Source organism: Hymenobacter negativus (genome assembly GCF_017571495.1).
Taxonomy (GTDB): domain Bacteria; phylum Bacteroidota; class Bacteroidia; order Cytophagales; family Hymenobacteraceae; genus Hymenobacter; species Hymenobacter negativus.
Genome location: NZ_JAGETZ010000002.1, coordinates 620421 through 641453 on the forward strand (window position 1 = coordinate 620421; position 21033 = coordinate 641453).

16 protein-coding genes are annotated in these 21033 nt (G+C 60.1%); 9 read left to right on the forward strand and 7 right to left on the reverse strand.

Annotation, left to right across the window (positions count from 1 at the left end; all coding sequences use genetic code 11):
• Window positions 1–368: 368 nt before the first annotated feature.
• The gene (locus J4E00_RS06770; RefSeq protein WP_208174354.1) at window positions 369–3362 is read left to right on the forward strand and encodes a fibronectin type III domain-containing protein; all 2994 of its coding nucleotides are present in this window, start codon (window positions 369–371) and stop codon (window positions 3360–3362) included.
• Between the two features lie 141 nt (window positions 3363–3503).
• Here the strand turns inward: J4E00_RS06770 and J4E00_RS06775 are convergent, their stop codons facing one another.
• Window positions 3504–4505: a sugar phosphate nucleotidyltransferase gene (locus tag J4E00_RS06775; RefSeq protein ID WP_208174355.1), complete on the reverse strand. Its 1002-nt coding sequence runs from the start codon at window positions 4503–4505 to the stop codon at window positions 3504–3506.
• Between the two features lie 187 nt (window positions 4506–4692).
• Between J4E00_RS06775 and J4E00_RS06780 the strand changes: the two genes are divergently transcribed.
• The 4 genes from J4E00_RS06780 (at window position 4693) to J4E00_RS06795 (ending at window position 7119) form a co-directional block, all read left to right on the forward strand.
• Window positions 4693–5271 (forward strand): LemA family protein, encoded by a 579-nt coding sequence (locus J4E00_RS06780; protein ID WP_208174356.1) that lies wholly within the window; start codon window positions 4693–4695, stop codon window positions 5269–5271.
• 93 nt (window positions 5272–5364) lie between these two features.
• The gene (locus tag J4E00_RS06785; protein WP_208174357.1) at window positions 5365–5823 is read left to right on the forward strand and encodes a TPM domain-containing protein; all 459 of its coding nucleotides are present in this window, start codon (window positions 5365–5367) and stop codon (window positions 5821–5823) included.
• Window positions 5820–6674, forward strand: coding sequence for a TPM domain-containing protein (locus J4E00_RS06790; protein ID WP_208174358.1), 855 nt, complete (start codon window positions 5820–5822; stop codon window positions 6672–6674). The genes J4E00_RS06785 and J4E00_RS06790 overlap by 4 nt, the downstream gene beginning before the upstream one ends.
• Window positions 6675–6939: 265 nt before the next feature.
• Complete coding sequence (locus J4E00_RS06795; protein WP_208174359.1) at window positions 6940–7119, forward strand: hypothetical protein; 180 nt, start codon at window positions 6940–6942, stop codon at window positions 7117–7119.
• A 78-nt stretch (window positions 7120–7197) separates the two neighbouring features.
• Here the strand turns inward: J4E00_RS06795 and J4E00_RS06800 are convergent, their stop codons facing one another.
• The 6 genes from J4E00_RS06800 to J4E00_RS06825 all read right to left on the reverse strand — a co-directional run bounded on the left by J4E00_RS06800 (window position 7198) and on the right by J4E00_RS06825 (window position 13030).
• The gene (locus J4E00_RS06800; protein ID WP_208174360.1) at window positions 7198–7875 is read right to left on the reverse strand and encodes a sterol desaturase family protein; all 678 of its coding nucleotides are present in this window, start codon (window positions 7873–7875) and stop codon (window positions 7198–7200) included.
• A 36-nt stretch (window positions 7876–7911) separates the two neighbouring features.
• The gene (locus J4E00_RS06805) at window positions 7912–8514 is read right to left on the reverse strand and encodes a shikimate kinase (protein WP_208174361.1); all 603 of its coding nucleotides are present in this window, start codon (window positions 8512–8514) and stop codon (window positions 7912–7914) included.
• A gap of 148 nt (window positions 8515–8662) precedes the next feature.
• Window positions 8663–9721, reverse strand: coding sequence for an ABC transporter permease (locus J4E00_RS06810; protein WP_208174362.1), 1059 nt, complete (start codon window positions 9719–9721; stop codon window positions 8663–8665).
• 30 nt (window positions 9722–9751) lie between these two features.
• Window positions 9752–10921, reverse strand: a complete 1170-nt coding sequence (locus J4E00_RS06815) for a BT_3928 family protein (RefSeq protein WP_236049535.1) — start codon at window positions 10919–10921, stop codon at window positions 9752–9754.
• 189 nt (window positions 10922–11110) lie between these two features.
• Entirely contained in the window at window positions 11111–12379 is a 1269-nt protein-coding gene (locus J4E00_RS06820) for a TPR end-of-group domain-containing protein (RefSeq protein WP_208174363.1), read from the reverse strand.
• Between the two features lie 114 nt (window positions 12380–12493).
• Complete coding sequence (locus J4E00_RS06825) at window positions 12494–13030, reverse strand: DUF1599 domain-containing protein (RefSeq protein WP_236049537.1); 537 nt, start codon at window positions 13028–13030, stop codon at window positions 12494–12496.
• Between the two features lie 112 nt (window positions 13031–13142).
• Here J4E00_RS06825 and folP point away from each other — a divergent pair, with 112 nt between their 5' ends.
• From folP to J4E00_RS06845, 4 genes are all read left to right on the forward strand, one after another.
• A complete protein-coding gene (gene folP / locus J4E00_RS06830; protein ID WP_208174365.1) occupies window positions 13143–14021 on the forward strand; it encodes a dihydropteroate synthase in 879 nt (292 codons plus the stop codon).
• A 163-nt stretch (window positions 14022–14184) separates the two neighbouring features.
• Window positions 14185–15018 (forward strand): diadenylate cyclase CdaA, encoded by an 834-nt coding sequence (cdaA, locus tag J4E00_RS06835; protein ID WP_208174366.1) that lies wholly within the window; start codon window positions 14185–14187, stop codon window positions 15016–15018.
• Between the two features lie 603 nt (window positions 15019–15621).
• A complete protein-coding gene (locus tag J4E00_RS06840) occupies window positions 15622–20019 on the forward strand; it encodes a beta strand repeat-containing protein (RefSeq protein WP_208174367.1) in 4398 nt (1465 codons plus the stop codon).
• Between the two features lie 435 nt (window positions 20020–20454).
• Window positions 20455–21024 (forward strand): hypothetical protein, encoded by a 570-nt coding sequence (locus tag J4E00_RS06845; RefSeq protein WP_208174368.1) that lies wholly within the window; start codon window positions 20455–20457, stop codon window positions 21022–21024.
• Window positions 21025–21033 lie beyond the last annotated feature (9 nt).

The window sequence follows — 21033 nt, forward strand, 5'->3', positions numbered from 1 at the left end:
GCTCACATCCCCTTGCGGGAAGCCGGGCGCCTGCTAACATTCACGCCGTCGTGGCTGCCTATCAAACAATAGGGCTCGGGTTCTTCCAGAGGCGGGCGTGAGGCGGTCCGTCCGCTCCCTGCATTCTCTTGCCGTTGAAGCCGCATTGGCCTGCTGCTGCAAAGGCACCGTTCATTTCCTCGCTTTCGATAAGGTATACCAGCCATTCAGCCAGCTTCGGGGGCCGGTAGTCAATTTGCCTGAAGCCACCCCGCCCGCGAGGCTCTTCACGCCCGCTATATTGCTAGCTTTGCCGACATATTCCACCCCTACACTTTTCCCATTCTCTTCTCCCCCTCATCATTTTTCCACCCTTTTTTCTTTTAAGCATGACAACTAATTTACGTTTCACGCCCAGCTTCTCTTTTAGTAGGAGTTGGGCTGGCGCGCTGGCGGTGCTGCTGAGCTGGCTGCTGCCAGTGCTGGGCCACGCCCAAGGCCGCGCCGATGCCTACGGCTTCACGCAAACCACGGGTACCTACACGCCCGTTACCGGCACGGTCATCAGCACTGCCAGCGACGACGACGTGGTGTACCCAGCCACCACGCTGCCTTTCACATTCAACTATGCGGGCACAGATTACACCAGCCTGCGCATCACCTCCAATGGCTACGTGACGTTTGGTGCTACTGCGCCCAGTAACACTGGCTACACCCCCATTTCATCAACCACCGGCTACGCTGGTGCCATTTCCGCGTTTGGCCTCGATGGAGGCGGACGTAGCAATACCGGGGCGGCCATCAGCACGGCCACTGAGGGCACGGCTCCAAACCGGGAGTTTGTGGTGCAGTATGCCAACTGGGGCGCCTACGGCGGTGTAGTCGGCGTGGAGAACTACCAGATTCGCTTGGCCGAAACCAGCAACGTTATTCGCATTGTGTACGGCAGCTTCACCGGGCTGAGTACGGGTACCAACCCGCAGGTGGGCCTGCGCGGCGCAGTCGCCACTGATTTCAACAACCGCGCAAGCGCCGTGGGCTGGGACCGGACCAATACCGGAGCCACACTTACCAGCACCTCGACGGTAGCCGTTAGCAGCACGCTGGTTCCGGCTTCGGGCCTCACGTTCAGCTACACACCTTCCACCACGACGCAGCTGCCGGCCATCCGGCCCACGGCTACGGCTATAACGGGCACTTCGGCGACCATTGCCTTCGTGGCACCAGCTGTTGCACCTACTTCCTATACCGCTACCGTAACGCCTGCCGTAACCGGCAGCCCCTTCACGGTCACGGCTTCGCCCTTCACCATCACCGGTCTTACCGCTACTTCTCCTTACGCAGTGAGCATTGTGGCCAACTACGCGGCCGGTACCTCGGTGCCCACCGAAACCCGGTTTGTGACGGGAGTAGCTTGTGCGCCTCCCACGGCACTGGCCATTAGCGCCATCACCGCTACTTCGGCCAGCTTGTCCTTTACCAATTACGGCCCAGGAGTGACAGACTATACCGTAACGACGACGCCCGCCACCAGCACCTATACCGTTTCCAATGCCACCGCTGCCGCGCCGCTGGTGCTCACGGGCCTCACGCCCGGCACTCCCTACACCGTGAGCGTGGTGAGCAACTGCGCCGCCGGAGGCGTAGTGGCCGCTACCACTACCACCTTTACCACGGCATTCTTGTGCGTGACACCGACCTACGCCACGGTGCCTTACACTCAAACATTTGAAAATACCTGGGTGACGAACTGTGCATTGCGCGATGTGCCGAGCCTGAACTGGAAGCTGACGCCCGGGGCTACCGACGCCGATGCTTCCTTCCGCCGCTACGACGACGGGGTGGCTGGTAACTGGACCGGTGGCTCGAGCAGCTACGGCTACACGCCGGCGGGCAGCAATGCCGGGGGGGCGACGTCTTCGTTTTCGGCCCGTTACCACTCGGGCAACGTGTCGCCCGTGACCGAATTCGCTCTGTTCGACCTCTACGCCAACGTGAGCGGCGGCACGGGCACGCCCACGCTCAGCTTCGATTACATCAACGTGGACGGCTCGGATAAAATCGAGGTGCTGCTCAGCACCGACGGCGGCACGACGTTCAGCGCCACGCCGCTCTTTACGCGGGTTGTATCGGCTACCTGGACGACCTACACCGTGCCGCTGGCCGGGGCCACGGCCACGAGCATCATCCGCTTCCGGGCCACCGGCGACAACGGCAGCTCCGACATTGGCCTCGACAACGTAGCCATCGGCTACGTTGCCTGCTCGCCTCCCACGGCCGTGGCGGTGCCCGCCGCTACCATTACCCCAACCACAGTTCAACTGACATTTACTCCCTCAGCCAGCGGCGTGACCAGCTATACCGTGACCACCGTGCCGGCAACTACGCAGGCCGCCGCCACGGCCTCACCCGTCACCCTGACCGGTCTGACGCCCGGCACCACCTACACCGTGACGCTGACCACCAACTGCTCTGGCGGTAGCGGTAGCTCGACGGCTACTTTACCTGTGACCTTCACCACCGCCTTCTCGTGCGTGACGCCGACCTACGCCACGGTGCCCTACACCCAAACGTTTGAAAATACCTGGGTGACGAACTGTGCATTGCGCGATGTGCCGAGCCTGAACTGGAAGCTGACGCCTGGGGCCACCGACGCTGACGCCTCCTTCCGCCGCTACGACGACGGGGTGGCTGGCAACTGGACCGGCGGCTCGAGCAACTACGGCTACACGCCGGCGGGCAGCAACGCCGGTGGTGCCACGTCCTCGTTTTCGGCCCGCTACCACTCGGGCAACGTGTCGCCCGTGACCGAGTTCGCCTTGTTCGACCTCTACGCCAACGTGAGCGGCGGCACGGGCACGCCCACGCTCAGCTTCGACTACATCAACACCTCCGGCTCGGACAAAATCGAGGTGCTGCTCAGCACCGACGGCGGGACGACCTTCAGCACGCCCCTGTTCACGCAGGTGCTGGCCGCCAACTGGACGACCTACACCGTGCCTTTGGCCGGGGCCACGGCCACGAGCATCATCCGCTTCCGCGCCACCGGCGACAACGGCAGCTCTGACATTGGCCTCGACAACGTGGCCGTTGCCTATGGTCCCTTGTCTACCGCCACAGCCCTCATGGCTGCTGGAGTGAGTGTATATCCTAACCCGGCTCACGAGAGCTTTACGGTGCTGGTACCCACCGTGGCTAATGCCACGAGTGTACAGGCTGAGCTACTCAATGCCCTGGGCCAGGTGGTGCGTAAGCAATCGGTAGCCTTGCCCGCCGCCGGCACGCGCTTCACGATGACCACCACTGACCTGGCGACCGGCGTATACACGCTGCGCCTCCGGGCCGGCGATGCTGCACTCGCCAAGCGCGTAGTTATCAACTAGCTTTCCTAAGCCGGCTCCGCATTGGAGCCGGCTGTTCGCTCTGCTTGGTTGACAGTAGTAAAAAGCCCCGCCTGCGTGAGCAGTCGGGGCTTTTTGATTTGGGTTCTCAGGTCAGCGTTGCTTTCCGGGTTGATAGGTTGGCTAGCTGTAGTCGATTTCGGTATTATCGCCGATGTTGAGCGAATGGTTCATGCCCCGGAAGGAGGCATCTGAACCCACGATGCAGTCGTGCATTACGGCCGAACTCAACTCGGAATATGAGCCGATGATGGAGTCGCTCAGAATGCATTTGCTGACAATGGTTTTGTCGCCAATGGCCACGTTAGGACCAATGATGGAGTGCGAAATCTGGCAGCCGCGCCCGATGCTGACCGGGGGGATGATGACCGTGCCGGGAAATTCAGAGTAGTCGTGCTCGTCCAGAAACTCGGGCTGGTTGAGCAGGCGGGCATTGGCTTCGAGCAGAGTTTCCTTGCGGCCGCAGTCGAACCAGTTGTCCACCGGGCAGGTCGTCATCACCTCGCCTTCCTCGATGAGGTGCATCAGCGCATCGGTGAGCTGGTATTCGCCGTGGGTGCGCACTTCGTTATCGCGCAGCCATTCTAGGGCCTCCGCCAGCTTTTCGGGGTAAGCCAGCTTGTAAAGGCCGACCATGGCGAAATTCGATTTCGGAATTTTGGGCTTCTCCACCACCTTGCTCACGCGGCCCCCGGCCCCGGTTTCTACCAGCCCAAACATGCTGGGCGTCTTCACCTCCTTCACGGCCAGCACCGAGCCGGGCGTGGCCATGAGGGAGCGCAGGTCCACGTCCACGATGGTATCGCCGAGGAGGATGAGCACCCCGTCGGGGTCGTGGCGGAACTCCTCGCGGGCCAGCCACAGCGCGTGGCCCAGGCCCTCGCGCGGCTCCTGCACCACGAAGGTGACGTTGAGCTCGGGGTAGGTACGGCGCACGTAGCGCACGATTTTATCGCCCAGGTAGCCCACAATGAACACAAACTCGGTGAGGCCAGCGGCCGTGAGGCGGTCAATAATGTGGCCCAGAATGGTATTACCGGCCACCGGCACCAGGCTTTTGGGCTGGGTATGGGTGTGAGGACGCAGGCGCGAGCCAATGCCAGCAACAGGAATAACGGCTTTCATTGTAATGGATGGGATGCGAGGACGATAAGGCAGCCGCTACGCGCAGCTAAGCAGCAAGCTACAACCAGTAGGGCTAAGCTGCGTACTTTGCGCCAAGCCCGGTACCAAACCGGGGCAGCGGCTACAGGTTTTGCCGCCGCACCCATAATACCCGAATACCTTTCACCAACACCCTTCACAACCCATTATGAAACGCTTTCTCCTTTATTTCGTGGGCCTGGCCCTGTTGCTCACTCAATCTTCCTGCGGCTTCAATAGCATGACGCAGAAAGAGCAGGCCGTGAAAGGCCAGTGGGCCAACGTGCAAAGCGCTTATCAGCGACGGGCCGACCTGATTCCCAACCTGGTAAACACCGTGAAAGGTGCCGCTAAGCAGGAGCAAGCCACCCTGACCAGCGTGATGGAAGCCCGCGCCAAGGCCACCAGTGTTCAGCTCAATGCCGACCAGCTCACTCCCGAAAACATCGAGAAGTTCCAGGCTGCCCAAAGCCAGCTCTCGTCGGGACTGGGGCGCCTGCTGGCCGTATCAGAAAATTATCCTGAGCTGAAAACCAACGCCAACTTCCAGGAGCTGCAGGCGCAGATTGAAGGCACCGAAAACCGCATTAACGTGGAGCGGAACAAGTTCAATGCCATTACCAACGACTACAACAGCACGGTGAAGTCATTCCCGAACAACCTGTTCGCCAAGATGTATGGCTTCGCCGAAAAGCCTTACTTCGAAGCTGATGCTGCCGCGAGCAAGGCGCCAACCGTTCAATTTTAATTAAATGAGGAATGAAGCAGGAGGAATGAAGAATTGACGCGAAGGCCTCACCTGTACATTCCTTCTGCTTCATTCCTCATGCTTTATTAAAAAATGAATTCCCCCCTCACTCCCGCTCAGGATGCGGCCTTGGTGGCTGCCATAAAGCAGGCCGAAATCACGACTTCCGGCGAAATCCGGGTGCACCTCGAGGACACCTGCTCCACACCCGAACCGCTGGACCGCGCCGCCCAGGTGTTTGCCGAGCTGAACATGCACAAGACGGCCGCCCGCAACGGTGTGCTGTTTTACCTGGCCTGGAAAAGCCGGCAGTTTGCCGTCGTGGGCGATTCGGCCATTAACTCCGTTGTGCCCGATGACTTCTGGGAAACCACCAAGGAGGTCGTGCTCGAACAGTTTCGGCACGAAAACTATGTACTGGGCCTGGAGCGGGGCATTAAGATGGTAGGCGAGCAGCTGAAGCGCTATTTCCCTTACAACGCGGCCAGTGACCAGAACGAGCTGGACGATTCCATTTCTTTCGGCGGCCCTGCGCCGTCTTCCAAAGCATGAAAAATTCCGTGGCCGATGCCAGGATACTAGCGCCGCTCCGCGAATTGGCTGCTTCGGGTAGCCGCCCGGGGCGGTTGTGGTGGCCGTTGCTGCTGCTATTGCTGGGGTTGCTCTCGGCCCTGGGCAGCGCCGCCCAGAACATCCCGTCACGCCCCAATCCTCCACGCCTTGTCAACGACCTGGCGGGTATGATGCAGGCCGGCGAGGCCGACCAGCTGGAGCGGAAACTCGTGGCGTACAACGACAGCACCTCGTCGCAAATTGCCGTGGTCACCGTACCCACGCTGGATGGCGACGACATTGCTGACTATGCCCAGCAGCTCTACGAGAAGTGGGGCATTGGCCAGAAAGGCAAGAACAACGGCATTCTGGTACTGGTGGCTCAGCAGGAGCATACCGCCCGCATTCAGACAGGCTACGGCCTGGAAGGGGCCGTGCCCGATGCTATTGCCAAGCGCATCATCAGCAATACGCTGGTGCCGGCCTTCCGTCAAAACCAATATTACGCTGGCCTCGACCGCGCCACCGACCAGCTCATCTCCCTTGCCAAGGGTGAATACAAGGGCGACCCTTCCGATGTAGGTCGGCCGCAAGGGCGCGACCGCAGCGGCTCCGGCATTCCCTTCTGGGTAATCATTATCGTATTGATTATCATCTTCGCCATGCTGCGTAATCGGGGTGGCGGTGGCCGTGGCAATCGGGGGTTCGGTGGCGGCTTCATCCCACCCATCATCTTTGGTGGTGGCTTCGGTGGGGGCGGCGGCGGCTTTGGTGGTGGAGGCGGTGGGGGCGGCTTCGGCGGCTTTGGTGGTGGTAGCAGTGGCGGCGGCGGCGCTAGTGGCAGTTGGTAGATTTTTAGTGTTTAGTGGTTAATGATAAATGCGTAGTGATTGATGCCGAGCGGTAAATACCGGGCATTAGTCACTACGCATTTATCATTAATCACTAAGCGCGGCGTCCGTTCTGCATACCCGCCGGAATCGTCACAGCCAGTTGGTTTTGGGTCGGTGGTATGGCAGCATGTGGCTCAACCTTTTTTGCATTGCCCAAGTATCAGTGCTTATCCGATGGTATTTCAGGCCGCGGCAACTCCTCACCCCCTTCTCTTCCATTGCCATGAACGCCTCCCGCCTCAGCCTTTTCGTTTTTCTTTTCGCTTTAGCCACCACGCTTACGGGCTGTGATGCCATTGCCGGCATCTTCAAAGCCGGGGCCGTCACGGGCATCGTTGCCGTGTTTGTTGTGGTTGCCCTGCTGTTTTTCATTGTAAACAAAATGCGTGGCCCGCGCCCTTAATTCAAGGTCAGCTACCCAACAAAAAAGGCGGCACCGATAATCGGAGCCGCCTTTTTTGTTGAAAGTCAGCAAAGCAGCCTACTCATGCTTCTTGCTGTCCGGCATAGTGCCGATGATGTGGTCCCAAAGGGTGCTGCTCACGCCAAAAGCTACGGCTTCCTGCCGATAATGGTGCTGGGCGTGGTGCGTCCACCACACTTTCAGGAAGTTTTTGGGCGGCGAATAAGCATGAATGGCGTAGTGTACGAACAGGTACATGGCGTAGCCAAACGTGAAGCCCGACAGCAGCCCAAATGCATAGGAGCCAAAGCTGAACCGGAAAATGAAAAACAGCAAGGAGGCCACGAACACCGTCAAGATGGGCGGCATCGCCAGCCGGGTTTTATCCTTCGGGTACTCGTGGTGCACGCCGTGCATGGTGTACTGAAACTTGGCGCGGGCCGGCGTGGTGGCCGGAATGTGGTACACGTAGCGGTGCACCAGGTACTCTACCAGCGTAAACAGCAGCAGCCCACCCAGAAACAGCCCCAGCGCCGACACACCCGTCATGAAGCCGCGGGTGAGGCCGTAGTACAGGCTAATGCTGGCCGTGGCGATGAAAATGCTGACCGGCAGGGCAATGTGCGTGTGCGTCAAACGCTCCAATACCGGGTTCTGGAAAAGCTGGGCCGACCCTTTGTGCTTGGGCCGCACGGCCGCCGGAGCAACAGTAGGAGTAGCAGAAACGGCTGGTTCTTCGGTGGATACGGACTGCATAGGGCTAACGGACAACGAACTAATGAAGGAACAAAATTACAATACAGTGGGCAATGTGCCCGGCAACGCAAATCCGATGCCGGCCAGCTGGGCCACCACTGCCGGCAGCGTGCACGCCAACGAGCAGCGCAGCCGCGCCCGGGCATAAAACTTCATTCGGGCTGCAAGGGTTTCGCGCAGCCAGGCTTCGGCCCCGCCCGCGGCGGCCATCAGGGGGCGCTTGGCTACTTCGTCGGGTGAGAAGCGGGTAGCTAGCAGCTCTAACGGCACATCAAGCCAGAGCGTGGGCCCGACATGGTTGAGCAGGGCCATGTTATCGTGGAAGCACGGGGTGCCGCCGCCCGTAGCCAGCACCAGTGGTGGGCCAGGGTAGCTCAGGGCCTCACGCAGCACGGAGGCTTCGAGACTTCGAAATTCAGCTTCGCCTTCGGCGGCAAAAAGCTCCCGTACGCTACGCCCCGTCCGGGCTTCAATGGCAATATCCAGGTCCAGAAACGGGCGGTTGAAGTGGGCAGCCAGCTGCCTACCCAGCGTGGTTTTGCCCGCACCGGGCAGGCCCACCAAGCTCAAATGGCCGGAGCCACCGCGCGTGAACAGGTCATCGATGGGAAATGCTTGTTTTTTTGGGTTTTCTGTCATCCTGAACAGGTGTCATTCTGAGCGAGTTGTCATCCTGAGCACCGCAAAGGCTTGCTCACCGATGAACAATTCGCAGTATCTCCGCTGAAGCGGGCGTGAATAGGTCCTTCGCAAGCTCAGGATGACAAAATGAGCCAAGCACCGACTGCTACCCTAGTTTCACCCGCGGGTCGAGTAGGGCGTAGAGTACATCGACCACAATATTTATCAGTACAAACAGTGCCGCTACGAATAGCGTGGAGCCCATCACCACCGGAAAATCGAGGTTTTCCACGGCGCGGAGCGTCACCGTTCCCAAGCCTTTCCAGTTGAAGATGTATTCGATGAAAAATGCGCCGGCCATGAGCGAGGCCAGCCAGCCGGATACCGCCGTGACCACTGGGTTCAGGGCGTTGCGGAGGGCGTGGTGCAGCACGGTTGCCGAGCGGCTCAGGCCCTTGGCGCGGGCCGTGCGGATGTAGTCCTGGCTCAGCACATCGAGCATGCTGGAGCGGGTAAGCTGCGTGATGATGGCCAGCGGCCGGATGCCCAACGCTACTGCTGGCAGCAGCAAATTGCGCAGCACCAGATGCCGCTCACCCGTGAACGGGTCCGTTTCGTAGAGCTGCCCGGTGAGGCTGAGGCCTGTCCAATGGCTCCAGTAAAAGCCGAACGTGACGGCAATGAGAATGGCCGCCACGAACGACGGCACCGAAATACCCAGTACCGAAGTACTGACCAGCACCCTGTCCAGCCAAGACTGCGGCCGCAACGCCGCCATTACCCCAAAGGCCACTCCGCCCACACTGGCAATGAGCATCGCCGCCAGCGCCAGCCACATAGTGCCAGGAAAATAATCGAGCAGAATGCGCAGCACATCTTTGTTGCTCTGAAAGGAACGGCGCAGATAGGGCGTCTTCAGAACCAGCGACCGATTGCCCAACGGGAGCAGCGCCACGCCACCGTAGCGGGCTACGCCGGCCGAGTCGCGCGGGTGCAGGCCCAGCGGCGACACGTCGTTGAGGTAGCCGGCCAGGCGGGCGGGCAGCGGTTGGTCGAGGCCAAGGTCGGCGGTGATGGCGGCTTTGGTGGCCAAGTCGGAGCGCTGGCCGGCGAGCAGGGCGGCCGGGTCGCCGGGCAGTACGTTGAACAGTAGAAATACCGTGCAAGCCACTCCGGCGAGTATCAGCAGGCCCTGCCCCAGGCGACGGAGGATGAATGCAAACAACGGCTTTTAATGATTAATCATTAAAGAAAACTACTCTTTCAGGGCCTTCTCCACTTCCCACAGCGCTGGGATGTCGTGGTAGTGATACTTGGCTTTCACCACGCCGTTGTGAAGCACCAGCAGGCCAGGGTTGGAGCGGATGATGGATTTAAGCACCGTGGCATCGGCGAAATAGTAGGGGCCGGGCAGGTTCACATCGTGGCGGAAGGAGTCGAACTTGGCCGCGCTGGTGCTGGTGATGGTGAGGGCCGTGATGCCGCGCCGCGACTTGGCTGCGCCTTCCATGAGGGCGTTGATGACCTTGAAACGGTCACGGTCGGCTTTGTTGGTATTCTGAATGATGAGCACCAACTTGCTGCCTTTCAGCAATTCCTGAGTGTAAGAATCACCGTTGACGTCCGAAATCTCAAAATCGGTGACGACTGGGGTCGACGTTTTTGGATTCAGCGATTCCATCGCTTTGTATTTCCAGGTGGTGTCGGTGGGGTAGGCGTCGAACTCCTTGGTTTCGCCGTTGCGCGTCATGGTGTAGCGGTAGCGGGCGGGCTCGGCGGGCTTCATCAGCTTGCCAATGTCGTTGCCCACTTTGTAGGGCAGGAAGTCGAAGTAGGGCAGGTGGCCCAGCGCCCGCACCCCAATGCCGATGGCAATAGCCGAGGCAAATGTCATGACCATAATTCCGAACGTGCCCTGCACAAACGCGTGACGCAGAAAGCGTTGGTGCGTAAACACCATAAGCCACAGTGCAAGCAAAAACATGTCCTTGGCAAACGAGGTCCAGGGCGTGAGCTTAATAAAGTCGCCGAAGCAGCCGCAGTCCGTCACCTTGTTGAAGGCGGCGGAATAAAACGTCAGAAACGCGAAGAACGTGAGCAGGCCCAGCAGCACCCACAGCGTGATTTTTAGGTGCCAGCGTAGCAGAAGCGCTACCCCGAGAATGACTTCGAGCGAGCTGAGGAAGATGGAAAGCGTGCGCGAAATGTTCTTGAACCACAGGAAGAAACCTTCCAGCGGCGGCGCCGAAACAGCGAAGACCTCAAAGTATTCCTCCAGCTTGTAAGCCGTGCCCACAGGGTCGTTCAGCTTAACCAGGCCAGAAAAAATGAACAGCGCCCCGAGCAAAAACCAGCACACCCGCGTAATGGTGCGCAACATGTGAGGAGCCGGAGCAACAGTAGGGGCGGAACTGATAGTGGACATAAGAACAAAGTAAGCCGGTGGCAAACGCGCAGGCAACGCGCAATGTTTGGATAAAGGTCGGGCCGGTAGGGCAAAAATCGCGCTAGGCCGGCGCCTAACTGGCGCGACTTTAATTGTTATTGCCATTATCGGCTGGCCATGCCGAGGGCAGCCGAGACATGACGGCCTTTTCCCCAGCCATTGCCTGCTTTAGCGCCGGGCCAGCGCGTCAGCATAGCCGCTCTGCGCTACAAAAGCTTTCGCGTCGCGGATGTTAAGGATGTCGGCCAGCGCTTTCTTCTTATCCGAAGCCTTGGCGTAATAGGCCTGCACGATGCGGTAGCCCACGTAGTAGCCCAGGTCGCAGGGCTTTTCGGGGGTTTCCTGGTTGCCGTTGGCCATCCAGTTGTCGGGGTTGGTGCCGAGCATTTCCTTTTGAAAATCAGCCCACAGTTCCTTTTCGTGGGCGTTGCCGTAGGGGTGTAGGCGGGCGTTGGTGATGTGGCCGGTCACCAGTTCGGCCACGAAGTCGGCCATGCCCTCGGAGAGAGCATAGCTGAGCAAGGTGCCGTCCTGCGGGCCCTGGTTGCGGTGCACCAGCTCGTGCACCATCAGCGAGGGCATTTCCGAAACGGGAGCGCAGCGGTTGCGCTGCACCAGGCTCAGCTCGGAGGTGTTTACGCCGGGACCGTTGGCTGTTTGGTCGGCCCCGATGAGCAAGCCCGCGTCCGAAACGGTGCCGCCCGATACCCAACTGCCAATTACGAAGTAGATGTTCTGGAAGCGCACGGCCGGGTACAGTTCCTGAAAGTGCCGGAAGGCGGCCACAATCTTTGGCTTCTCGGTGGCAATGGTGAGGGTGGTGGGCCGGATGGAATTGTAGTACTGCGGCCGCCGCAAAATCCGCTTGGTAAACAGCACGTCGCTCTTGATTTTGAGGTCGTAATAATCCTGCAGGCCCGCCGAGGCTTTATTAAAGTACTCACGGCGGAAAATGGCTTTGGCCTGGGCGGTGTCGCGTTGCGCGGCGGCGTAGGCCGTCCAGAAATGGTCGATGTCGGTGGTCACCAGCTTCACGTCCTCGGGCCGGCGGATGAGCTTTTTCTCCTCCATTTGGCGGGCGCGGGCCAGCAGCTTGGGCCACTGCTGGTCGGCGTGCAGCACGTCGAGGTCCGAATCGGTACTAATCTGCTTGCTGTCGATGTAGCCCGCGTCGATGGCTTTGCGCAGGTTGGCCAAGCCGTTGGGGACATCGCGTTGCAGGCTGTAGTAGCAGGCAATGTTGTACAGGCTCACGGCCTTGTAGCGAGGCTTTGCCGTGGGCTCTTGCACCACCTGCTGGTAGGCAGCAATGGCAGCAGGGTAGTTCTTCTGCTTGCTGATTTGCTGGGCGCGGTTTATCAACGAGTCGGCGCGGGTGGTTTGGGCCGGGGCTGCCAGGGCAATGCTCAGCAGAAGCAGTAATAGGAAGGATTTCATCAGCAAAAAGGGCGAGTGGAGAGTGGAAATCAGATGAGTGACAGGGCCCGGCAGTTGCCTGTGTATCCAGCGGCTGCTTGGAATCACCCGGATACCGCACCCTACCGCTTGCCGTTACACCTCCCCGCGCAAAATCAGGGCAAATACGGCGTAGTTCAGCATGTCGCGGTAGCTGCCTTCCACGCTTTCACTCACCAGGGCGGCCCCGCCGATGTCTTCCAGCTGCTTCACGCGGTGCAGCTTCATCAGTATCAGGTCGGTGATGCTGGACACGCGCATCTGGCGCCAGGCTTCGCCATAGTCGTGGTTTTTGGCCAGCAGCAGGCGGCGGTTTTCGGCGGCCTCGTGGTCGTAGGCTTCGGCTACGGCGTCGGGCGTCATGTCGAGGGGGGTGTTGGCAGGCAGGTGCAGCTGCATCAGGGCAATGAGGCAGTAGTTGACGATGGCCACGAACTCCTCGTTCACGTCATCGGCCACCAGCTGCACGCCGGTTTCCTGAATGGTCCGGATGCGGTTGGCCTTGATAAAAATCTGGTCCGTGACCGAGGGCAGCCGCAGAATGCGCCACGCCGTGCCGTAGTCGTGGGTTTTGGCCAAAAACAGGGTGCGGCAGCGGGCCAGCAGCAGGTCGTAGTGTTCGGGGGTGGTCAAGGAGTGATTGAATGAGGGAGTGACTGAGTGAGGGTCGTCGTAACGCCTATGCGGCTGCAAGTTCGCCCTGCCCGATGGATATTGAGGCCGTTTAGCTTTCTCAATTAATGCCATGCTTGCTCCCACCCAGTCCCTTAGTCACTCGGCTACTCAGTCCCTCCGAAGCCCCCACGGCCGCCTGCTCGACCTGCGCCGTCCCCAGGTGATGGGCATCCTCAACCTCACGCCCGACTCGTTTTTTGCCGGCAGCCGCGTGGCTTCGGAACAGGACTTGCTCACGCGGGCTGAAGGCATGCTTAAGGCCGGCGCAGCCCTGCTCGACCTCGGAGCCTATAGCACCCGGCCGGGCGCCGAGGATATTTCGGCCGAAGAAGAAACGCGCCGCCTGCTGCCCGCCGTCGAAGCCCTGCGCCGCGCATTTCCGGCCGCCTTTCTCTCCGTTGACACTTTCCGGGCCGGCGTGGCCGCCGAAGCCGTGGCCGCCGGCGCCGACCTCGTGAATGACGTGGGCGGCGGTACCCTCGATGCCGAAATGTTTGCCACCGTGGGCCGCCTACGCGTGCCTTATGTGCTGATGCACCTGCGTGGCAACCCCCAAACCATGACCCAGCTCACGCATTACGAAGACGACCTCGTGCTGACACTGCTGCGCTATTTCCGTGATGGGCTGTCCGCCCTCCGCCAGGCTGGCGTCACCGATGTGCTGCTTGACCCCGGCTTCGGCTTCGCCAAAACCGCTGCCCAAAGCCACGAGCTGCTACGCCGCCTGCCCGAGCTACAGGCGCTGGGTCTGCCCATTCTGGCGGCTCTTTCGCGCAAGAAAATGGTGTACGGCCCCCTCGGCCTGAGCCCCGAGGCGGCCCTCAACGGCACCACGGCCCTGCACATGGTGGCGCTGCAGGGTGGGGCCCGCCTGCTCCGCGCCCACGACGTGGCCGAAGCGGCCCAAACCATACAATTATTTGCCAATACCTTTCCAGACGCCGAATAAAGGCCGTAATTTGAGGAGACGTTTGTCCTTCTGAGCTGAGCGAAGGACCTCATCACCGGTGTGCCATTTGTGGATTGCTGCAACTCGTTCTGCGGTGATGAGGTCCTTCGCTCAGCTCAGGATGGCAGCCGCTTCCCCGAAGCCCATCCCATCCCACCCGCCCATGTCCGGCCCATTTCCCATCAATTTCCTGCATTTCGGCTGGATTGACGCGGCCGATGTGTTGCTGGTAACGGTGCTGTTGTATCAGCTATACAAGTTGTTGCGCGGCTCGGTGGCACTGAATGTGGCGTTGGGGCTTATTTCTTTCTACCTGCTCTACCTCGTGGTGAAGGCCACCGGCATGGAGCTGCTTACCAAGATTCTGGGGCAGTTTATGAGCGTGGGGGTGCTGGCCAGCATCATCCTCTTTCAGCAGGAAATCCGGCGGTTTCTGCTGAATGTGGGCAAGGCCACCGCCCTGGAGCGCATGCGCGGCTGGTCCTGGGGTCGCCCCACCGAGACAGCCCCACTGTTGGTCAGCCCTTTTGTGGAAGCGGCCAAAAGCTTGTCTAACAAATACACCGGTGCACTCATCTGCTTCACCCAGGCTTCCGACCTATCGGCCTTCGCCGAATCCGGCGACCGGCTTGATGCCGAAGTCAGCAAGCGCCTGCTATTGTCCATCTTCAACAAAACCAGCCCGCTGCACGACGGCGCCGTGATTATCGCCAACGGCCGCATCAAGGCCGCCCGCTGCATCTTGCCGGTGAGCGAAAATCCCGATGTGCCAGCCTCGCTCGGCCTGCGCCACCGCGCCGCCATTGGCCTGAGCGAAATTACCGATGCTGTGATACTGGTGGTAAGCGAAGAAACCGGTGCCATGAGCCTCGTGCACCACGGCGAAGTGCACCGCAACCTGAACACCGCCGAGCTGAAGGCCCGCCTGGGCGAGTGGCTGCTGGCCGTGCATCCCGGCACGGCCGCGGTGAAAATTCCTGCTTCCCCTTTGCGCTGAAAAGGGCAGGCAAAGTCACGCGACAGAGCGTTTTGAGCGGTGGCTTCGACAGTTTTCGCAATTAGGCTGCTAAGTTTTGGCGGCTAAGCCGCCAAGAGTACCTCTACGCAATGCTTGGTGCGTGAGTGGTAGGTTCCAACCTGTTGCGCCTGACCTGCGCGGGCCAACGACAAGAGCTCCGCTGGCATACTCACTAGTGGGGCTGTTGTGTGAGGTAAATAACTGGTAATACGTTATAAACTTGCCGTTATGGCTGACTTTGCTGAGTTCGGTAGGTAGGTGCATTGCTCTATTATGCCGCGATTATGGTTGCGATAATTCTCGATTAAGTGATTGATAAATAGATTTTTGTTGGATGATATAGTAGTATGAAAAGGCAGCAATACGAGGTGGTACTATTAGGTTTCTGGATGTTTGGGTTTTAATTTTCTCGGATTGTTATGAGTCACACTCAATTAACCAAGGATTATTTGTCTCTCTTTTGAGAGCTCTTCAGCAAGTGCTCGTTGCTTGATACTCTTATCTGTTTGCCCACCCGCTACTCGTTCTGGTTCTCTTTTTTAACCTCACTTCACATACTCTCTTACACTTCACGCTTCTTTTATGCTCAAACCTTTACTTCGTGAACAGCCCGGAATGCTGTTGCGACATCTCACTTCCCCCAAGCGGCTGACGTGGCTGTTTGGCGCTGGGGCCTTGCTGCTGGGCAGCCTGGGCGCTCAGGCCCAAACCACGGTATTCAACGAAACATTTGAAGGTGCCACGAACAGCTTTACCATTGTCAACGGCACGCAGGCCAACCAGTGGTTTGTTGGTACGCCCGGCGGCAACGGCCCCACCACCACGGGCACCAAAGCCGCTTACGTCAGCAACGATGCCGGCGTCACAAATGCCTACACCCTTACCACGGCGGCGGTAACGCACATGTACCGCGATGTGACGTTCCCAACTGGACAGAACATTGTGCAGCTGGGCTTTGACTGGCTGGCTGGCGGCGAAAGCACGTACGACTACATCCAAGTATTCCTGGTGCCCACCACGATAACGCCCGCGGCTGGTACGCAGCTTGTAAACGGTACGGCCGGAGCCGTGCAAATCGGCAGCAACCTCAACCTTCAAACCACCTTTGGCCGCAGCACCTTCCAGCTGCCGGCTTCAGTAGCGGGCACTACGCAGCGCCTGGTGTTCACCTGGCGCAACGATGGCTCGCTGGGCGCGCAGCCTCCCGGCGTGATTGACAACGTGACGACTACGGCCCAGGTGGCCAACCCCATCAGCGGAGCCTACACCATCAACAGCGCCCAGCCCACGGCCGGTACCAACTTCACCAGCTTCACGGATGCGGCCACGCGCCTCAACCTGGACGGCATCAGCGGGCCCACCACCATTACCGTTAGCGGCGGCCCCTACACCGAGCAGTTTCTGCTGAACCAGGTAGCCGGCGTGAGCGCCACCAATACCCTGGTTGTCAACGGAGGCGGGCGTACCATTCGGTTTGCTTCGGCCAATAGCAACCAGCGTGCGGTGGTGCAGCTCAACGGCACCGATTACACCACCATCAACAACTTGGTGATTGATGCTACGGGCGGTGGCACAGCCGGTACCTATGGCTACGGCGTGCTGCTGACCAATGCGGCCGATAACGACCGGATTACCAATTGTACTGTAAACGCGGACATTACCAGCACATCAACTAGCTTCACTGGTATTGCCGTGAGCGGTTCAACCTCATCGAGCACAGCCACAGCCAATCCTTCGGCCAGCAACACGACCATTGAGGGCAATGCCGTGAGCGGTGGCTACTATGGCATTACGCTGGCGGGCAACAGCACGACTTCGCTGAACGCGGGCAACATTGTGCGCAACAACAACATCCGCGACTTTTACACCTACGGCCTGTACGTGTACTACCAGGATGGTGCCCAGATTGTAGGCAACGACATCGCCCGTCCGCTGCGCACCAATTCCAGCACCTACTATGGTATTTACCTGCAAAGCTCGCGGGGCCTGACGGTGGAGAAAAACCGTCTGCACGATGCCTTCACCGGCAACCCGACTTCGACCAGCACCATTTATGGCGTGTACATCGGCACCGGTACCGTGGGCACGGCTACGGCTACCAACGATTACGTGAACAACTTGATTTATAAGATGAACGGCAATGGATTGCAGTACCTGTTCTACAACACAGGTGGCGCATACAGCCGGATTTACAACAACACCATCAACTCCGACGACCAGGCAGCCACAACAGCTTCGGCCACGTATGGCGTCTACAGCACGGGTACCAACTCGGAGGTGAAAAACAACGTGGTGAGCATCACGCGCACCGGTACGGGCACCAAGTATGGCCTGTACTACGTGACGAGCGCCCCGAGCAGCAACTACAATGACATTTATGTGCCCACCGGCAACGTGGGCTATTTTACCACAGCCTATGCCACACTGGCCAACTGGCAGGCAGCCAACAGCAGCGCCTTCGACCAGAATAGTGTCTCGGCCGACCCGGTGTTCGTGAATGCTGCCAACGGCAACCTCACGCCGGCCAACGTGCTGCTCAATAACGCCGGCACCCCGCTCACGCGTGTGACCGACGACATTACCGGCGCCACCCGCGGCGCTACGCCCGACTTAGGTGCGTATGAGTTTACGCCCGTGGCCGTTGATGTCGCGCCCGTGTCGCTTGTCAGCCCGGCTACTGCCACAACCTGCTTCAGCGGTGCGGAGCCAATAATTGTGCAGCTTCGCAATGGCGGCACGGCGGCCCTGAACTTTGCTACCAACGCCGCGATGGTGACGGTGGTGGTGACGCCGCCCACTGGCGCAGCCCAGACTTTCACCACCACGGTGAGCACGGGCACGCTGGCCAGCGGCGCCACCCAAAACATAACCCTGCCTGGTACCCTGAGCATGACGGCCCTGGGAGCCTACTCCTTTGCCATCACGGCCACCGCCGTGGGCGACCTGAACACGAGCAACAACGTGCTGACGCCCGCGCCAACCCGCACGGCGGTGGCACCAGCTGCAGGTGTACTCTCGCCTGCGGCCTTCGCCATCTGCGTAAGCGGTACGGCTTCGTTGTCGCTAACCGGCTCATCCAACGGCAACATTCAGTACCAGAGCGCAACCAGTGCTACGGGGCCCTTCACGGATATTACGGGCGCTACTTCGACCGCCTACACCACGCCTGTGCTCACCAGCACCATGTACTACCGTGTGCGGACCACCTGCAACGCCAACACGGTGTACAGCAACGTGGCCACCATAACGGTGAACAACCCGGTGATTTCGGGTGCTCCCTCGCCGGTAAGCACCTGCGCCGGTGGTACGGCTACGCTCTCGGCCACGGTGCCGACGGGTGTTTCGGTACGTTACTTCACGGCGGCCACCGGTGGCACACCGGTAGGCACCGGCAACCCCTTCGTAACGTCCGCGCTTACGGCAAACACGACCTACTATGCTGAGGCCTACACCGGCAGCACCGAAAGCGTGGGCAAGGCCGTGACCACCAACCTGGGCACGGCGGGGTATACCCTGGACGCGGGCCTGGTCTTCAACGTAGCCGCTGCCACGCAAATCCAAAGCGTAACCGTATTCCCCAGCTCGACCACGGCCGGCACCCTGACCGTGGCGCTGGTGAATTCGGCCGGCACCACCATCTCCACCGTGGGGCCCCTCACCATTCCCGCGGGCAGCCTCACTGCAGCTGTGCCCGTAGTACTACCCCTCAACCTTAGCGTGCCTGCAGGCACGGGCTACCGCCTAGTGGCCGTGGGGACCCACCCCGAGCTGCACCGCGAAAGCACCAGCTTAACCTTTCCATACACGTCACCTACTGGCAACGTGAGTATTACGGGCGGCTATATCTCCGGCACTTCCACCACTTACTATTTCTTCTACAACTGGCAGATTGGCGGTGAGTGCGTGAACACGGCTGCTCGTACCCCCATTCAGGTGAACGTGACGCCCGGCCTAGTGGCTTCGCTGCCGGTAGCGGCAGCCACTATTTGCGGCAACACGGCCTACCAACTGGCGGGCACCATCGCCGGCACTTCGACGGGTGCCACCTACACCAGCAGCGGCACGGGCACCTTCTCACCCAACGCTTCTACACTCAACGCCACCTACACGCCTTCGGCTGCCGATATCACCGCTGGCACCGTGACCCTGACCCTGACCCCGACGGGCCCGACTGCTTCCTGCACCTCGGTGGGACGGGTGACGCTCACGGTGGTGACCCCACCGAACGCCGCGTTCAGCTACCCTTCGGGTACGTACTGCGCGGGCTCGAACATGACCATCGCCCCGGTGCTGGCAGCAGGTGCCACCTCGGGCACGTTCTCGACCACGGGCTCCGGCCTGCGGATTGACCCCTTGACGGGCGTTATCAGCCTGGCCACCCAGATTACCAGCGGCACGTTCACCATCACCAACGCCGTGACGACGACGGGCGTGTGTAACGGCACGGGTTCGACGGCCACCATCACCATCAACCCGGCAGTAGGCACGCCCACACTCACGGCGCAGGCGCTGCCCGGCGGCGGGGTGCAGTTGAGCACCAACCCGGTAGGGGGCGTGCAGTATCAGTTCTTCGTGAATGGCGTGGCTGTGGGCTCGGCCAGCACCAATTTCTCCGTAATGGTGCCAAATGTGCCGGCCAGTGCTTCCTACACAGTCGTGCTGGTAGTGCCAAACGGCTGCTCGTCGGCGCCCTCTACGGCAGTAGTGGTGACGGCTACGGCCGTGGCATCCCTGAATGGGGTGAGCCTGCGGGTGTACCCCAACCCAACCGCCGATGGCATGCTGACACTGGAACTGACCGGCGCGAAGGCCAAGGCCTCGCAGCTGACGGTGCTCAATTCGTTGGGCCAGGTGGTTCACACGGGCCTGGTGCCAGCCGGTACGGCCTCGCTGGCTCTGCGTACGTTGGCATCGGGCGTCTACACCTTCCGCGTGCAGACGAGCGAAGGCGTGCTCACCCAGCGCGTCGTGCGCGAGTAGCTTGAGTAACGGTTTAGGCAAATAAAAGGCCCCGCTGGCAGCTGCCAGCGGGGCCTTTTATTTGCGAGCTCAGCCGCAGATACGGGGCCGCTCGGCGAGAAATTTACAATGAATGGTTCTGCTTCAAATTCAGCAAGCAAGTGAAGCTATTTAGAGAATTTGAAAAGCCGGTAGTATTGCTGCCAAATAGGCCGCGCTGTGAGAGCCCCTCCGTGCTGATTGGGAATTCTGCCCTGCGCTTGGCTATTTTGGGCTAAGCTGCCAGCTACTCACCTTGAGTGCGAAGAGCAAAGCCACTCTGGTATCACAGTAATACAACCTTGAATACTGTACCCTTGTATCATAAAAATACGGAAGGTGGTACAATATTCGAATCAGACCTGTACCCTTGTGAAATAGTTGTTCCGTAAAGGGTACATACCTTTTTTGCTGAATATGCCTCCTTCTCCGCTCGCTGGGTCGTCATTGCCCGCCCGCATTCGCCAGTATTTCGGCCTTGAGCAACGTGCGCTGGCCCTGTATCTGGGCGTGAGTCCGGTGCTGGTAAAGCACATAGAAGCCGGCCGGCGACGTCTTACCAGTGCTCTTTCGCTGGCGCTGGAGCCCCTGGCCCGGCACTTGCCACCCCCCGCTGCTGAGTCACTCGACTCGGCTTCGGCCCCCACTGCCTTCGAGCTCCCGCCTGGCACTCTTGCCCCCGACGTGGCCGAGTTGGATTTACGCCGCCGCGTGTGCCAGCAGCAAGCCTTGCGCATCGAAAAAGAGCTGGCTGTTCTCACGCAGCGGGCCCGCGCCGCCCGCCACTGGGCCGAGGCCCTACCCGTGTTGCTGCCCACGCCCCAGGCTACCTCCGCCGACCCCGACCGCGCCGCCTGGCTCACGGGCTGGCTGGGGCGGCAGGCCCGCCCCCTGCCCCCCGAAACTGCCACCCGCTGGCACCTGCTACGTGCCCGCCAGGCCGCGCTGGCCGCCGAGATAGCTGCGCTGGGAGAGGCGGGAAAGTAGCACGAGAAC

Bases quoted from the DNA above. Each gene is read 5' to 3' on its own strand.
- J4E00_RS06845 (WP_208174368.1), top strand. From the start codon at position 20,455: ATGCCTCCTTCTCCGCTCGCTGGGTCGTCATTGCCCGCCCGCATTCGC.
- cdaA (WP_208174366.1), top strand. From the start codon at position 14,185: ATGTCCGGCCCATTTCCCATCAATTTCCTGCATTTCGGCTGGATTGAC.
- J4E00_RS06805 (WP_208174361.1), bottom strand. From the start codon at position 8,514: ATGACAGAAAACCCAAAAAAACAAGCATTTCCCATCGATGACCTGTTC.
- J4E00_RS06795 (WP_208174359.1), top strand. From the start codon at position 6,940: ATGAACGCCTCCCGCCTCAGCCTTTTCGTTTTTCTTTTCGCTTTAGCC.
- J4E00_RS06800 (WP_208174360.1), bottom strand. From the start codon at position 7,875: ATGCAGTCCGTATCCACCGAAGAACCAGCCGTTTCTGCTACTCCTACT.
- J4E00_RS06780 (WP_208174356.1), top strand. From the start codon at position 4,693: ATGAAACGCTTTCTCCTTTATTTCGTGGGCCTGGCCCTGTTGCTCACT.
- J4E00_RS06840 (WP_208174367.1), top strand. From the start codon at position 15,622: ATGCTCAAACCTTTACTTCGTGAACAGCCCGGAATGCTGTTGCGACAT.
- J4E00_RS06820 (WP_208174363.1), bottom strand. From the start codon at position 12,379: ATGAAATCCTTCCTATTACTGCTTCTGCTGAGCATTGCCCTGGCAGCC.
- J4E00_RS06790 (WP_208174358.1), top strand. From the start codon at position 5,820: ATGAAAAATTCCGTGGCCGATGCCAGGATACTAGCGCCGCTCCGCGAA.
- J4E00_RS06770 (WP_208174354.1), top strand. From the start codon at position 369: ATGACAACTAATTTACGTTTCACGCCCAGCTTCTCTTTTAGTAGGAGT.
- J4E00_RS06775 (WP_208174355.1), bottom strand. From the start codon at position 4,505: ATGAAAGCCGTTATTCCTGTTGCTGGCATTGGCTCGCGCCTGCGTCCT.
- J4E00_RS06785 (WP_208174357.1), top strand. From the start codon at position 5,365: ATGAATTCCCCCCTCACTCCCGCTCAGGATGCGGCCTTGGTGGCTGCC.
- J4E00_RS06815 (WP_236049535.1), bottom strand. From the start codon at position 10,921: ATGTCCACTATCAGTTCCGCCCCTACTGTTGCTCCGGCTCCTCACATG.
- folP (WP_208174365.1), top strand. From the start codon at position 13,143: ATGCTTGCTCCCACCCAGTCCCTTAGTCACTCGGCTACTCAGTCCCTC.